This window comes from Pseudonocardia sp. DSM 110487 (assembly GCF_019468565.1).
Taxonomy (GTDB): domain Bacteria; phylum Actinomycetota; class Actinomycetes; order Mycobacteriales; family Pseudonocardiaceae; genus Pseudonocardia.
On record NZ_CP080521.1, the window covers coordinates 4,443,071 to 4,457,864 of the forward strand.

Genomic DNA, 14,794 nt, shown 5'->3' on the forward strand with positions numbered 1-14,794 from the left:
GAGGTTCCCGTGACCGGACCAGATGCCCCGTACGACGTCCACGAGATCCCGGACTTCACGCTGGCCTGCGGTGCCACGCTGCGTCCCGCCAGGATCGCCTACCAGACCTACGGGACGCTCAACGCCGCGAAGGACAACGCGATCATCTACCCGACCTGGTACTCGGGTCGGCACTGGGACAACGAGTGGCTCATCGGGGACGACAAGGCCCTGAACCCGGATCGCTGGTTCATCATCGTGCCGAACATGCTCGGCAACGGCCTGTCGTCCTCACCCTCGAACACACCGCCCCCGTGGGACCGGGCCCGGTTCCCGCAGGTCGCGGTGCGCGACAACGTCGCCGCGCAGCACCGGCTCGTCACCGAGGTGTTCGGGATCGAGACGGTGCAGCTCGTGCTCGGGTGGTCCATGGGTGCGGGACAGACCTACCAGTGGGCAGTCAGCCACCCGGAGATGGTCCAGCGGATCCTGCCGTTCTGCGGATCGCCCCGTACCTCGCCGCACAACAAGGTATTCCTCGACTCGCTGCGCCACGCCCTGCGCACCGATGCCGCCTTCGCCGAGGGGTGGTACGAACCCGACGTGCTCCCGGTGCGCGGCCTGCGTGCGTTCGCGCGGATCTACGCCGGCTGGGGTTTCTCCCAGGCGTTCTACTGGGACGAGGTGTGGCGCGAGCTCGGCCACACCTCGCTCGAGGACTTCGTGGTCGGGTTCTGGGAGGACTTCTTCCTCGACGACAGGGACCCGAACAACCTGCTCACGATGCTCGACACCTGGTGGAACGGCGACGTCGGCACCACGCATGGCTTCTCGTCCACCGAGGAGGCGCTGGCGTCCATCCGGGCGCGCGCGATCGTAATGCCCGCGGAGAAGGACCTCTACTTCCCGCCCGAGGACGAGCAGTGGGCCGTCTCGCACATGAAGACCGCCGAGCTGCGGGTGATCCCCGGTGTGTGGGGTCACTTCGCGGGCGGTGGGGAGAACCCGGTCGACACCGCGTTCATCGACGAGGCGGTCGGAGAGCTCCTCTCGAGGTGATCAGGAGACGCGCTCGACCCATTCCCGGCAGGCGCGGGCGCTCTCGAAGGGGTCCATGACCGTCCGGTCGATCTCGATGATGATCCAGCCGGGGAACCCGTCGGGCAGGGCGGCCAGTACGGCGTCGAGGTCGATACCGCCCGTCCCGGGCTCGCGGAAGAGCCCTCGCTCGCTCGCATCGTCGTAGCCGGTCGGGGTGGCCCGGCTCGCCTCGGCGACGGCGAGGTCGAGGTCCTTCACGTGGACGTCGACGAGTCGGTCGGCGTACCGCGTGAGCACCGCGACCGGGTCGATCCCGGCCCACACCAGGTGCCCGACGTCGAACGACGCCCCGAGCAGGGCCGGGTCGAGCGCGCCGAGCACGCGGTCGATCTCGTGCTCGGTCTCGACCCAGGTACCGACGTGGTTGTGCAGGCCCGCCCGCACGCCCTCTGCCCGCAGCACATCGGCCGCCTCGCCGAGGATCTCGATCAGCCGGTCGAGCCTGCCCTCGTCGAACCCGGCGCCGACGGCGACGGCCTCGCGCGTGCGGATCGAGGTGTCGGCGAAGTTCATCTCGGGGGCGAGGAAGACCGTGCCGAGGCCGAAGTAGTTCGACTCCTCGGCCTTGCGCCGCACGCCGTCGAACCAACGCACCCACTCGGCGCTGCCGCGCCGCGGCGCGTCGCCGTGGTCCTCCGGCAGGCCGACCGCGCAGTACCCCGGTGCGACCGCGAGGCCGGTGTCGGTGATGATCCGCGCGTAGTCCTGGAGCGTCTGCGTCGCGAGCACCTCGAGCATCACCGCGTCGAACCCGGCGGCGCGCACCTGCGCGAGCACCCCCGGATAGTCGGCGCGGAAGCCCGGCTCGGCATAGCGCCACCGGCCGTCCACGGTGATCCACTGGAGTGGGTTGAGCGCGAACTTCACGGCTTCTCCTGTCATACGTGGGTCAGGCGCGCGGCGACCGCGCGTGCCGCGCGCACCGCGGTGATCACGCCTGTCAAGGTGGCGTTGCAGACGATCGGCGTCGGGATCACTCCCGTCCCGGCGACGTAGAGCCCGTCCACTCCCCATACCCGCCCGTCCGGGGTGCAGACGCTCGTGCCGTCGTCGCGCTCGCCCATCCGGACCGTGCCCGTGAGGTGCAGCGACGAGCCGGGGACGAGCACGGCGGACTCCGTGGCCGGGTCGAACGGGCCGAGGCGGACGGCGATCTCGCGCACGAGGTCGACGGCCTCCTGGATCCGGGTCCGGTCGGTCTCGGAGTAGGTGAACTCGACGGTGGTGCGCGGCAACCCGGTCACGTCCCGCTCGGTCTCGGAGAACGCCAGGCGGTTGTCCGGCCTGCTCTCGACCGGTGTGTAGAGCGAGAGGCCCACCCCGTACGCGAGCGCGCGGTCGGCCTCGTCCACGAAGACCCGGTTCATGATCTGCCCGTGGAACGGCTGCGCGGGGCCGTTCTGCGGGAGCCACAGCGAGTCGGTCGCGAACTCACCGGGGAGGGCCCGCGGGAGGTCGTCGAGCGAGAGCCCGAAGCGCTCGAGGTCCATCAGGACCTGGCCCGTGACGAACGCGTGCTCGTTGAGGTAGCGGCCAAGTGCCTCGGGGCGGATGCCCGACGCGAAGAGCAGCTGCGGGGTGCGGACGGCGTCGGCGCAGACCACGGTCGTGCCCGCGGTGATCGCGTACTCGCGGCCGGTCGCGATCTCCCGGACCCGGGCGCCGGTCGCCCGCGCCCCGTCGCGTTCGACGGACAGTGCGAGCGTTCCGGGGCGGAGCTCGAAGGCGGGGTCCCCGCCCGCCGACAGGGGCGGGAAGATTCGGCCGGGGCCCGTCCGGGGGAGCGGGCCCGTCGAACGCGGCTCCACTGCCATGGGCATCGGCTGCGGGTGCCGGCCGGGCGCGCTCACGGCGCCGAACAGCTCTTCCAGCACGTCGAGGACGACCCGTCCCGGTCGCGTCGGCCCGATCGGGGCCGGGTGGACGCCGAGGAGGGTGCGGGCCTGTTCCAGGTCGGCGGCCCACAGGTCCGGGTCGCCGAGGTCGAACCGCTCGTCGCCGTCCGGCCACGGCGTCGCCGCCGTCCAGTGCACCCCCATGCCGCCGACGTTCCAGGCGACCGCGCTGGCCGGCATCGCCGCGGCCGCGCCGCCCATGGCCGACAGCTGGTAGAGCCCGGGCTGGACCGTGCGGAGCTCGCCGGTGATGTCGGGCGTGACGTCGGCACCTGTGTACAGGCCCTGGATGCCCACGGAGACCCGCTCGTTGTACCGGCTCCAGATCTCCGGGTCGGTGCTGTCGTGCAGGTGCAGTCCCGGCACGGCACCGACGACCGGTCCGACGTCGATCATCAGGATGCGCAGTGCCGGGTCGGTGTCGCGCAGCATTCTCGCGACGGCGGCGCCCATGATGCCGCTGCCGATGATCAGGACATCGGCAGACTGGTCGTTCACGTTCACAGTTCTCCAGGGAGGAGGGTGGTCAACCCGAGACCGTCGGGCCGAACAGCGCGGAGTCCATGCGGTCGAGGACGAGCTTCACGCCGCCGACGAGCGGGGCATCCGAGCCGAGCGCGGTGGCCCGCAGCTCGATCGCGGGCGTGCGCAGCACCCGCATCGCCTCGGTGACCCGGGGCAGGAGCAGGTCGGCTGCCGCCTCGAGCCCGCCCCCGAGCACGACGACCTCCGGCGCGATCGTCCATGCGAGGGTCGAGAGCAGCTCGGCGATCTGCCCTGCGAACACGTCGAGCTGCGCGAGCGCGGCCTTGTCACCGTGGCGGGCCGCGTCGGCGACCGCGATTCCCTGCGCGCGCTCGGCGGCGACGGGCGAGGTGAGCAGGCCGAGCGGCGCGCGTTCCAGCCGCTCGGTGTCGAGGGCCCCGGCCTCGACGATCTCGCCCGCCGCTCCCTGGAAGCCCCGGTGCACGGCGCCGCGGATGACGATGCCGACGCCGGCGCGGTTGCCGAGGATGCACCAGGCGAACGTCGACGTCTCACTGGCGACGCCGCACCAGTGCTCGGCGAGCGCCGCGAGGTTGGCGTCGTTGTCGGCGAAGACCGGGATGCCCAGCCGTCCGCCGAGCGCACCGACCAGGTCGAAGCCGTTCCACGCGGGGGCGTGGATGAGGCGGTGGACGATCCCGTCCTCACCCACGGCGCCGCCGGAGGCGACGGCTCCCGCGCGGAGCCGGTCTACCGGCAGCCCCGAGTCGCCGACCGCCTCGGTGACCGCGGCGGCCACGTCGTCGATGCTGGAGGCGGTGTCGTGGTAGTCGCGCAGCGCCCGCACGGCCCGGCCCCGGATGCGGCCGCGGACGTCGGCCACGACGGCGCCCACGGCGTGCGTGTCGATCCGGGCGGCGGCGACCAGCGCGCGGTCGGCCTCGAACGCGAAGCTGCGCGGCGGCCGCCCGCCCTCGGCCCGGGATGCGTCCGGCGCGATCTCGCTGACCCAGCCGTCCGCGCACAGCCGGCCGAGGATCAGGTCCAGGGTGCGGCGGGAGAGGGCGACCTCGTCGACGAGGGCGGCCATGGTGACTGGCTGGTCGTGCCCGGCGAGGGCGCGCAGCACCGCGCTGGTGTTGAGCCGGCGCATCGTGCTCGGGGCAACTCCCGGCTTCACCGCTCCCGGCATTACTTCAGCCCCGTCCCCGCGATGCCCTGCACGAAGTATCGCTGAAGGAGCACGAAGAGGATCAGGACGGGCAGCATCACGACCACAGCGCCGGCGAGGACGAGCCCGTAGTCGGTGACGTTCTGCGCGGCCTGCCGGGTGGCGGCGAGCCCGACGGGCAGGGTGTACGTGCCGGCCCCCTGCGCGACGATCAGCGGCCAGATGAAGTTGTTCCACGAGGCGAGGAACGACATGATCGTCACGGTCGCGAGCGCGGGTCCCGAGAGCGGCAGGAAGATCCCCAAGAAGATCCGCAATTCGCCCGCCCCGTCGATCCGTGCGGCCTCGAACAGCTCGTCGGGGATGCCGCCCGCGAACTGCCGCACGATGAACACCGAGACGGGCAGCACGAGCAAGGGCAGGGCGATGCCCTGGAGCGTGTCGACGAGGCCGAGTCCGACCGTCACGACGAACTGCGGCACGAAGGTCGCCGAGAACGGCACCATCAGCGCCGCGAGCACCGCGCCGAAGGCGAGCCGCTTCCCGGCGAAGTCGAGCTTGGCGAGCGCGTAGCCCGCGGCCGCCGCGCCGACGACGTTGCCGACCACCACGATGGCCGCGACGACGATGCTGTTCGCCAGGTAGGTGCCGAAGCCGGCCTGGCTGAACAGCCGCGCGAAGTTGTCGAGGGTGACCTCGGCGGGCAGCCAGGCGCCCGGAGCGGCCTGGATGTCGTCGGTGGTGCGCAGGGAGCCGGAGAGCACCCACACGAACGGCAGCACGGTGATCGCGGCCAGCGCGACGAGCATGACGTAGAGGACGACGGGCGTGGAACGGCGTTCGCGGGGCCGGGCCTCGGCGCGCCCGGTGGCGATGGCGACGGCGGTCACGTGCGCACCCGCAGGATGCGGAACTGCAGCGCGCTCACGACCGCCACGATGATCAGCAGCAGGAACGAGGCCGCCGACGACGTGCCGATGTTGCCGAACCCGAACTGGTGGTAGGTGAACAGCGCCATCGACTCCGTCGTGCCGAGCGGCCCACCGTTCGTGAGCAGGTACGGCTCGTCGAACACCTGCAGGAAGAACACCGACAGCAGGACCGAGACGAGCAGCGTCGTCGGCATCATGAGCGGCAGGGTGATCGACCGCAGCTGCCGCCAGCGCCCGGCCCCGTCGATGGCCGCCGCCTCGTAGACCTCCTTCGGCAGCGTCTGCAGGCCGGCGAGGAACAGCAGCATCGCGGTGCCGAAGTTGCGCCACACCCCCAGCAGGATCACCACCGGCATCGCGAGGCGCTCGTCGCCCAACCAGTTCGGGCCGGCGAGACCCGCGGCCGCCAGCACCGTGTTGACGGTGCCGTTCTGGTTGAACGCGTACTGCCAGATGAGCGCGACCGACACGATGTTCGCGACGACGGGCGCGTAGAACAACGCGCGGAAGGCGCCGCGGAACCGCCGGATGCCGCGGTCGAGGACGAGGGCGAGCGCGAACCCGGCCGCCATCGTCAGCGGGACCCCCACCACGACGACGTAGAGCGTGTTCACCGCGGCCTGCCCGAACGCCGGGTCGGACAGCAGATCGAGGTAGTTCGCCAACCCCACGGCGTCGACGCCGAACGGGTCCCGGAGGTCGATGCCGCGGATGTCGGTCAGGCTCATCGCGAGCGATGCGACGACAGGCACCGCGGTGAACACAAGGAAGATCACGGCGAACGGCGTGAGCAGGAGCCACGCCGTCGCGGTCTGCCGGGGGCGCATCGGTTCAGTCCGTGCCGATGCTGTCGGCCTGCTTCTGGACGGCGGCCATCGCGTCCGCCGCGCTCTCCTTGCCGCGGGCGACGGACTCCATCGCCTTCCCGAGCAGCGTGGAGACCTCGTTCCACGTGCTGACCGCCGGCAGCGGCCGGACGTTCTTGAGCTGGTCGAGGAACGGCCGCAGCAGCGGTTGGCCCGCGATCGACGGGTCGTCCCACGCGGCGACGACGGCCGGCATGCTGCCGGCGGCCTCGTACTGCGCGACCTGCGTGTCCTGCTGCGCCATCGCCCGGACGACCTTCCACGCCGCCTGCTGGTTCGCCGACGCGGCGTTGACGCCCCAGCTGCCCCCGGCGAGCTGCCCCGAGTCGTTGTCGGCCCCCGCGGGGAGCACGGCCGTGCCGATGTGCGCGGCTGTCCAGCCCTCCTGCTGAGCCGTGGTGTCGAGGGTGGCGACGACCCACGGTCCGCTGATCATCGATCCGGTCTTGCCCGAGACCAGGTAGGGCTGCGAGTCGAGGAACTGCGGGGTGTCGGGGGAGGAGACGCCGGAGGTGAAGAACGAGGCGTTGAACTCGGCCGCCCCGATCACGGCCGGGTCGTCGATCTTCCACGAGGAGCCGTCGGCGGACAGGAGCGTCGCGCCTGCCTGGTGGGCGAACGTCGCGAGGGTCTGGCCGTTGTAGGTGTCCCAGCCGACGTCGGCGCCGTACCCGTGGACCGCGCCGGCCCGCTGCAGGGCCTGGAAGAACGGCACGGTCTCGTCCCAGGTCTTCGGTGCCGTGACGCCCGCGGCCTCGGCGAGGTCCTTCCGGTAGATCAGCACCCGGGTGTAGGCGTACCAGGGGACCGAGTAGGCGGTGCCGTCCCGCTCTCCCGCGGCCCACGAGCCCTCGAAGAACGAGCCCGGGTCGACGAGGCCGTCGGGAACCGGCGCGAACGCCCTGCTCGCGAGGAACTGGGTCTGCGCCTCGGTGTAGAGGAACGCGATGTCCGGGGTCGTCCCGGCCGCGATCGCGGTCTGGAGCTTGGTGTTGTACTCGTCCGACGGCACGAGGGTGATCTGCAGGTCGAGGCCGGGGTTCTGCTGACGGAAGCCGGCGAGTACCTCGCCGAGCTTCGTCGCGTCACCGTCGGGCGCCCAGAGCGTCACCGTTCCGGTCGCGGGCGAGTCGTCGACGGTCACGGCGGCGGCGTCCGATCCGCCCGCGGTGTCGCGACCGCAGCCGGTGACGACGAGCGCGGCCGCGGCGAGCAGGGCGGCGATGGTGACGAGACGAGGTCGGGGTGTGGCCATGGGGGGTCCTCGGTGGTCCTGGCACTTCTGCAACTTCGTCGCAGAAGTGGGGCTACGGGTGGGCGGGCCGTGCCGGGGTCGGGTTTCGCTACCTTGTAGCAGAAGTGTCTGGGGGTCAAGGGGTCGTTCCGCCGGTCACGCTAGGTCCCCGGTGTTTCCGGTGCGTTGCCGTGCCTGCCCGGCCGCGTAACGGGATCGGTCGATCCTTCCGAAGTCGCCGACCCGGTGCGCAAAATGGGGAGATGGACGGGCGGGAGTCTGTCGCGAGGCGGTACGCCGAGCACCTCACCGATGACGACCTGTTGGCACTCACCGGGGGACGCGCCGATCAGGTGGCGGCGCTGCGGCGGGAGCCCACGCTCGTACTGGACCTGCTCGACCGGCCGGGTGTCGCCGACGCGCTCGTCGCGGCGCGGCCCGACGAAGCGGCGCGCTTCCGGTACCTGTCGCCGTTCCTCGTGTTCGCCGCGGCGGTGCACCGGGTAGGTGACACGCTCGTGGGGCGCTCATACGTCGCTGATCGCGCGGGCCCGCGCTCGCGGGTGCCGGTCTTCGACGCACCGGTCCTCGCCGCGTTCGCCACCGATCCGGTGCACCGGCTCTTCCTCGCCGAGCTGCTGGCGTCCTACGCCCGCGTGGTGTCCGGCACGGTGTGGCGCCGCGGTGCTCGTGGCTGGCGGCGGCAGCGGTGGAACGAACTCGACCTCCCGCGCCTCGCCGCCCTCCTGGACGTCGTGAAGCCCGTCGAGCGGCCGGGGGTCTGGCGCCGCATCGGCGACGGTGCCCTGTTCCTCGCCGGGGTGTTCCCCGAGTACGCGGAGCGGGGCCTCGGCGTGGTCGAGGTCGCGCGGCTGCAACGCGCCACCGGCCTGCGTCTCGAGTCGGCCGAGGGTGCCGTCGGCGACCTGCTCGAGGAGCTGGCCGGACGGGCCTACGAGAAGGCCGGCCCCGGCGTGCCGCGTGCCGTCGTCGAGTCACCGCGCACGGCACGCCGCGTGCTCACGCTCGTCGCCGACCGATACCTGTTCCCGGTGACGCTCGACTGGCTACCGGCGCCCGGAGCCTGATGGGTGCAGCGGGTCTCGTCGTCGGTCAGTCCGCTTCTGTGCTGATGGGACGACGTGCGCGAGATGGCTGGACCCGCGGCGGCTCGCCCGGCATCTTCGGGTACACAGGTGGCCACGGCGCGTCCATCAGCCCGCTCGCCATGTCGCGCCGGTGCAGCTCCAGCAGCGGTTCCAGCGACTGGCGCCGCGACGACATCGCCGCCCACGGGTCGCCGTGCTCGGCGACCCGGCTCGGCACGGTGGCGAGGGTGAGCTCCGCAGGCGCGATCGACTCCAGCTCCGCCCAGGCGAACGGGGTGGACACCTGGCCGTGCGGGTTGGCGCGGACGCTCCACGCACCGAACACGGTCTTGTGCGGCGCGTTCTGGTTGAAGTCGACGAACACCCGCGCGCCGCGCTCCTCCTTCCACCAGGCCGCCGTGATCAGGTCCGGCCTGCGCCGTTCGAGCTCCCGGGCCACGGCGACGGCGGCGGACCGGACCTCGTAGCCGTCCCAGCGGGGCTGGAGGCGGACGTAGACGTGGATGCCCCGGTTCCCGGTGGTCTTCGGGTGGCCCACGACGCCGAGCCCGTCGAGCAACCCCTTCGCCTCCGCGGCCGCTTCCTGGATCATCGCGAACGTGACGCCAGGGCCCGGGTCGAGATCGATCCGCAGCTCGTCGGTGTGCCCCGGGTCGGCGGCGGTGACGGGCCAGACGTGGAACCCGAGGCAGCCGAGGTTCACCGCCCACAGGACGTGTGCGAGGTCGACGGCCACCAGCGCGTTGGACGTCGTGCCGTTCGGCGTCGACACCACCGTCGTGGTCACCCACGGGTCGGTGGCCGTCGGCGCGACGCGCTTCTGGAAGAACGACGGGCCTCCCGAGCCCTTCGGGAAGCGCTGCAGGAGCACCGGCCGTCCACCCATCGCGGCCATCAGCGGTTCGGCCACGGCCAGGTAGTAGCGGGCCAGGTCGAGCTTCGTCTCGCCGCGGGCCGGGAACAGCACCTTGCCCGGGCTGGTGATCCGCACCTTCCGCCCGGCGACCTCGAGCACCTCGGTGTCGTCCGCGGTCACGCCGTGACCGTACTCCTGATCCTTCCCGTGACCTCGCCGAATCCGATCCGGCCCCCGCGCGGGCCGGGGGCGGTGGCGGAGATGGTGACCTCGTCGCCGTCCTCGAGGAAGGTGCGCTCCTCGCCCTTCACCGTGACCGGCTCCCGCCCGCCCCATGTGAGTTCGATGAAGGCGCCGCGCTGGTTCTTCTCCGGCCCGGAGATCGTGCCGGACGCGAACAGATCGCCGGTCCGCGCCGACGCTCCGTTGACCGTCATGTGGGCGAGCATCTGCGCCGGAGACCAGTACATCTCCCGGTACGGCGGGCGGGAGACCTCCTCGCCGTTCCACTCCACGACGAGATCGATGTCCAGGCCCCAGCCGTCGTGCTCGCGCAGGTAGGGAAGCGGCTCCGGGTCCTGGCCGGGCAGCGGAACCCGTGCCGCCTCGAGCGCGGCCAGCGGCACCACCCACGGCGAGATCGACGTGGCGAAGCTCTTGCCCAGGTGCGGACCGAGCGGCACGTACTCCCAGGCCTGCAGATCGCGGGCGGACCAGTCGTTCAGCAGCACCGCGCCGAACACGTGATCGGCGAACTCGTCCACCCCGATCCGGCTCCCGAGCGTCGACCCGGCGCCCACGACGAACCCCAGCTCTGCCTCGATGTCCAGCCGCCTGCTCGGCCCGTAGGTGGGCGCGGCCTCGTCAGGGGCCTTGCGCTGCCCGCACGGCCGCACGACGTCCGTGCCGGACACGACGACCGTGCCGGCGCGGCCGTGGTAGCCCACCGGCAGGTGCTTCCAGTTGGGCGTCAGCGGCTCGGAGTCGGGTCGGAAGAGCCTCCCCAGGTTCGAGGCGTGGTGCTCGGAGGCGTAGAAGTCCACGTAGTCCGCGACCTCGATCGGCAGGTGCAGCCGCACGTCGCCGAGCGGGTGCAGGGCGGCGTCCGGCACGTCGGTGGACAGGAGCTCCGTGATCCGCTCGCGCACCTCGGCCCAACGGTCCCGGCCCTGCGCCATGAACGCGTTGAGCGATCCCGTCGCGAACACCGGGTCGTCGAGCAGCACGGACAGGTCCACGACCTGGTCATCGAGGCGCACCCCCACCCGCGGGGCGCCGCCCGCGGGGGAGAAGACGCCGTAAGGCAGGTTGTCCAGCCCGAACAGGGTCATCGGGCCGGCCCCCGGCCCGCCCAGCTCCAGGCGTAGGCGGGGTCCTCGGCGGCGAGGCCGCCCTCGCCCAGTTCGAGGGGGCGGAACGTGTCGACCATGACCGCCAGCTCGTCGAAGAACTCCGCGCCGAGCGACCGCTCGACGGCCCCTGGCTGCGGGCCGTGGCTGTGCCCGCCCGGGTGCAGGCTGATCGAGCCCTGCCCGATGCCCGATCCCTTGCGGGCCTCGTAGTCCCCGCCGCAGTAGAACATGACCTCGTCGGAGTCGACGTTGGAGTGGTAGTAGGGGACCGGCACCGCGAGGGGGTGGTAGTCCACCTTGCGCGGCACGAAGTTGCAGATCACGAAGTTGTTCCCCTCGAACACCTGGTGCGCGGGCGGTGGCTGGTGCACCCGCCCGGTGATCGGTTCGAAGTCGCCCACGTTGAACGTGTACGGGTACAGGCAGCCGTCCCAGCCGACCACGTCGAACGGGTGGGTCGGGTAGACGTACCGGGTGCCGGTGACGCCGCGCGACCCGCGGTGCTTCACCAGCACCTCGACGTCGGTGCCGTCCACCACGAACGGGTCGCCCGGCCCGTGCAGGTCGCGCTCGCAGTACGGCGAGTGCTCCAGCAGCTGCCCGTACCGGGAGAGGTAGCGCTTCGGCGGCGCGATGTGGGAGTTGGCCTCGATGGCATAGAGCCGCAGTGGGTCCTCGCCGGTCGGGATCCAGCGGTGGGTCGTGGCCCTCGGCAGGATCACGTAGTCGCCCTGCCGCGCCGTCAGCACGCCGAACACGGTCTCGACGGTGGCCGCCCCCGACTCCACGTACACGCACTCGTCGCCGATGGCGTTGCGGTACAGCGGGGATGGTTGGCCCGCGGCGACGTAGGAGATCCGCACGTCGGCGTTGCCCAGCACCAGCCGCCGCCCGGTGACCGCGTCGGCGGCCTTCCAGTCCTCCCCGACCAGGGCGTGCAGCTTCAGGTGCCGCGGTATCAGCGGCCGGTTCTCGGTGAGCGTCTGGTCCGGCAGCTCCCACGGCGAGGCGTCGACGATCGCCGACGGCACCCCGCGGTGGTACAGCAGAGCCGAGTCGGAGGAGAAGCCCTCCTCGCCCATCAGCTCCTCGTAGTAGAGGCCCCCGTCGGGGGTGCGGTGCTGGGTGTGCCGCTTCGGTGGGATGTCACCGACTCGTCGGTAGTACGCCATCGTGCTTCTCCTTCCGAGCGGGTGGCGCGGGCGAGCGCCGCGCGGATCTCCTGTCGAGTGGGGTTGCCGAGGACGGCGGCGATGTGGGCGTCCGGGCGGATGATCCAGACCTCGTCGGGCCGGCTGCCGAGGGTTCCGCTGAGGGTGCCGTCGGGGTCGATCTCGGGGAGGCCGATGACCCGGACCGGACCGGGCGTGGCCGCGGCGGCCGTGCGTGCCGCGTCGAGATCCGCGCCCGGCGCCACCAGCAGCAGGAATCCGTCCCGCGCGATCTCTCGGACCCGCCCCGGGGGTCGTGAGTGGATACGCGCGTCATGGCTCGCGTATCCACTCACGACCTGGTGTAGCGGGACATCGGGGACGAGGACGCCCGGGCCTGGGACCGGCGCCGCGCCCCGCGGCGGGCGACCGCCGAACGGGTGCGTCGGCGACTGGGTCGTGAGGGGCGAGTCGACGTACCAGAACGGCTCGGCGAGCCGCCCCGAGTCGACGAGCGCACGGGCGGCGGGGTCGTCGGCGGCCCTGGAGAGGACGTCGCGTCGGTACGCCGCCGCGGCCTCGTCCTGCGGGACGAGGAAGTCCATCGTCGCGGTGGTCACGGCGATGTTCTCGAGCGCCGCGGCGTGCCGCTCGTCGTGGTAGGTGTCCAGCAGGGTGTCGGGCGCCCACCCGTTCCCGGCGTAGGCGATCTTCCAGGCGGCGTTCTCCGCGTCGGCGACGCCCGAGTTGAGCCCGCGCGCCCCGAACGGCGAGACCAGGTGTGCGGCGTCGCCCGCGAGGAGGATGCGCCCGCAGCGCATGCGGTCGACCAGGCGGGAGTGGAAGCGGTAGACCGACTTCCACACGATCTCGTAGTCCCGGTCGCCGATGATCGCGCGGATCCGGGCGTCCAGTGCGCCGGACGCGGCCTCCGCGTCGAGGTCGTACCCGGCGGGCACCTGCCAGTCGATCCGGAAGGTGGAGTCGGGGCATGGGTGGATGAGCACCTGCCGGCCGGGGTTCCACGCCGGGTCGAAGTAGAACCGGCGCTCGGTGGCCCATCCGGGCAGGTCGGTGTGGATGTCGCAGATGAGGAACCGGTCGTCGAAGGAGTGGCCCTCGAACTCCACCCCGAGCAGGCGGCGCAGCTCGTCGCACCGGGATCCGGCGCAGACCACGAGGTAGGAGCCCTGCAGCCGCGTTCCGTCGGCACACCGCACCTCGACGCCGGTGGCGTCCTGGTCGATGTGGACGACCCGGTGGCCCCAGCGGACGTCGACGAGCGGTTCCGCGGCGATGCGTTCGTCGAGGATCTGTTCGGTGCGGGTCTGGGAGATGTTCACGAACGGCGGGAACGCGGGGCGGCCCGGCTCGGCGAATGCGTAGCTGAACAGCTCCGCGTCGCGGTAGAAGGTGCGCGCGGTGGTCCAGGTGACGCCCTCGTCGGCGATCCGGCGTCCCGCGCCGGCCGATTCCCAGATGTCGAGGACGTCGCGTTGTTGGCAGATCGCCTTGGAACCGATCGCGTCCCGCGCGGGGCGCTGGTCGAGGACGATCGTCGGGACGCCCCAGCGGGCGAGCAGCAGGGCGGTGGTCTGCCCGACCGGGCCCGCCCCGAGGACGACGACCGGGTTCATGGCCGGATTCATGACTGGAGCTGCGCCCAGACCTCCTGGTCGCGTTCCGCGGTCCAGATGATCGGGCGCTCGATGCCGGAAAGCTCGTCCCACAGCCGGGAGACGTCGAAGGGCAGGCAGTGCTCGAAGATCGGCCAGTGCCCGTAGTCGTCGACGAGCGCTGCGTGGGTGGCCTCGAAGGCCTCCTTCAGCGTGCCGCCGCGCTGCTGCACGGCGCCGACCTCGCGGAGCATCACCTGCAGGAAGCCGCGGGTCTGCTCGATCGCGGCGTCGACCTCGGCCCGACCGCGGCTCACCGCGCCGCGCCCGCCGACGAGCTGCTCGGCGCCGAGCGCCTTGACCCGGTCGAGGGTGCCGCTCGCCCACTCGCGGTGGAAGGCGTCGCCGGTGTAGAGCGCGGCCTGCGCCTCGACGAGGTCACCCGCGAAGAGGATCTTCTGGCGGGGCAGCCACGCGGTGATGTCGCCCTCGGTGTGGCCGCGGCCGTGGTACTGCAGCACGAGGTCGCCGCGGTCGCCGCCGAGGTCGATCGTGAGGCGGTCGGCGAAGGTGAGCGTGGGCCAGGTGAGCCCTGGCACCGAGTCGGCGGCCTCGGCGAGGCGCGGCATGCGGGCGAACTCGCTCTCCCAGTCCTCTTTACCCCGCTCCGCCACGAGCGCGCGGGTGATCTCGTGGGACACGATGGTCTCGGCGTCGAACGCCGACGCGCCCAGCACGCGGACGGCGTGGTAGTGAGAGAGCACGAGGTAGCGGACGGGCTTGTCGGTGTGCTCGCGCAGCCGGTCCAGCCACTTGCGCGCGGCCACCGGGGTGGCGAGCGCCTCGAAGCAGACGAGGAAGTCCTCACCCTCGATGGCCCCGATGTTGGGGTCGCCCTCGGCGGTGAGGGCGTACACGCCGTCCGCGAGCACCTCGAGGGTCTGCTCCTTTGCGGCGGTGTCGGCGGAGGAGGCGAAGGCCTTGACCACGGTGTCGTCCTCTCGGCAATTAAAGGTTTAACTACATGGGAAGCCTAGGGCCATCCG

General features: G+C 71.9%; 13 protein-coding genes. 2 read left to right on the plus strand and 11 right to left on the minus strand.

Annotation, left to right across the window (positions count from 1 at the left end; translation table 11 throughout):
- Nucleotides 1-9: 9 nt before the first annotated feature.
- The gene (locus tag K1T35_RS20675) at nucleotides 10-1,038 is read left to right on the plus strand and encodes an alpha/beta fold hydrolase (RefSeq protein ID WP_220261759.1); all 1,029 of its coding nucleotides are present in this window, start codon (nucleotides 10-12) and stop codon (nucleotides 1,036-1,038) included.
- Here K1T35_RS20675 and K1T35_RS20680 read toward each other — a convergent pair whose 3' ends face one another.
- Genes K1T35_RS20680 through K1T35_RS20705 form a run of 6 tightly spaced genes read right to left on the minus strand, consistent with a single transcriptional unit; the run spans nucleotide 1,039 to nucleotide 7,685 of the window.
- A complete protein-coding gene (locus K1T35_RS20680) occupies nucleotides 1,039-1,947 on the minus strand; it encodes a sugar phosphate isomerase/epimerase (RefSeq protein WP_220261760.1) in 909 nt (302 codons plus the stop codon).
- An 11-nt stretch (nucleotides 1,948-1,958) separates the two neighbouring features.
- Entirely contained in the window at nucleotides 1,959-3,473 is a 1,515-nt protein-coding gene (locus tag K1T35_RS20685) for a GMC oxidoreductase (protein WP_255622366.1), read from the minus strand.
- Nucleotides 3,474-3,501: 28 nt separating this feature from the next.
- Nucleotides 3,502-4,641, minus strand: a complete 1,140-nt coding sequence (locus tag K1T35_RS20690; protein WP_220261761.1) for an ROK family protein — start codon at nucleotides 4,639-4,641, stop codon at nucleotides 3,502-3,504.
- Nucleotides 4,642-4,652: 11 nt separating this feature from the next.
- Nucleotides 4,653-5,522 carry a carbohydrate ABC transporter permease gene (locus K1T35_RS20695; RefSeq protein WP_220261762.1) on the minus strand — a complete coding sequence of 290 codons (870 nt, stop codon included), beginning with the start codon at nucleotides 5,520-5,522 and terminating at the stop codon, nucleotides 4,653-4,655.
- Nucleotides 5,519-6,391: a carbohydrate ABC transporter permease gene (locus tag K1T35_RS20700; protein ID WP_220261763.1), complete on the minus strand. Its 873-nt coding sequence runs from the start codon at nucleotides 6,389-6,391 to the stop codon at nucleotides 5,519-5,521. Before K1T35_RS20700 ends, K1T35_RS20695 begins: the two co-directional genes overlap by 4 nt.
- Nucleotides 6,392-6,395: 4 nt before the next feature.
- A complete protein-coding gene (locus K1T35_RS20705; RefSeq protein ID WP_220261764.1) occupies nucleotides 6,396-7,685 on the minus strand; it encodes an extracellular solute-binding protein in 1,290 nt (429 codons plus the stop codon).
- A gap of 242 nt (nucleotides 7,686-7,927) precedes the next feature.
- Here K1T35_RS20705 and K1T35_RS20710 point away from each other — a divergent pair, with 242 nt between their 5' ends.
- Nucleotides 7,928-8,752 (plus strand): hypothetical protein, encoded by an 825-nt coding sequence (locus tag K1T35_RS20710; RefSeq protein ID WP_220261765.1) that lies wholly within the window; start codon nucleotides 7,928-7,930, stop codon nucleotides 8,750-8,752.
- 25 nt (nucleotides 8,753-8,777) lie between these two features.
- Here the strand turns inward: K1T35_RS20710 and ligD are convergent, their stop codons facing one another.
- From ligD to K1T35_RS20735, 5 genes are read right to left on the minus strand one after another with little or no spacing between them, the layout of a single operon-like run.
- The gene (gene ligD / locus K1T35_RS20715) at nucleotides 8,778-9,809 is read right to left on the minus strand and encodes a non-homologous end-joining DNA ligase (RefSeq protein WP_220261766.1); all 1,032 of its coding nucleotides are present in this window, start codon (nucleotides 9,807-9,809) and stop codon (nucleotides 8,778-8,780) included.
- Complete coding sequence (gene fahA / locus K1T35_RS20720) at nucleotides 9,806-10,960, minus strand: fumarylacetoacetase (protein ID WP_220261767.1); 1,155 nt, start codon at nucleotides 10,958-10,960, stop codon at nucleotides 9,806-9,808. Before fahA ends, ligD begins: the two co-directional genes overlap by 4 nt.
- Nucleotides 10,957-12,153, minus strand: coding sequence for a homogentisate 1,2-dioxygenase (locus K1T35_RS20725; protein WP_220261768.1), 1,197 nt, complete (start codon nucleotides 12,151-12,153; stop codon nucleotides 10,957-10,959). Before K1T35_RS20725 ends, fahA begins: the two co-directional genes overlap by 4 nt.
- Nucleotides 12,063-13,769: an FAD-dependent monooxygenase gene (locus K1T35_RS20730; RefSeq protein ID WP_255622367.1), complete on the minus strand. Its 1,707-nt coding sequence runs from the start codon at nucleotides 13,767-13,769 to the stop codon at nucleotides 12,063-12,065. Before K1T35_RS20730 ends, K1T35_RS20725 begins: the two co-directional genes overlap by 91 nt.
- An 8-nt stretch (nucleotides 13,770-13,777) precedes the next feature.
- On the minus strand, nucleotides 13,778-14,737 hold the full coding sequence (locus K1T35_RS20735; RefSeq protein WP_220261770.1) for an MBL fold metallo-hydrolase: 960 nt from the start codon (nucleotides 14,735-14,737) through the stop codon (nucleotides 13,778-13,780).
- Nucleotides 14,738-14,794: the final 57 nt, after the last annotated feature.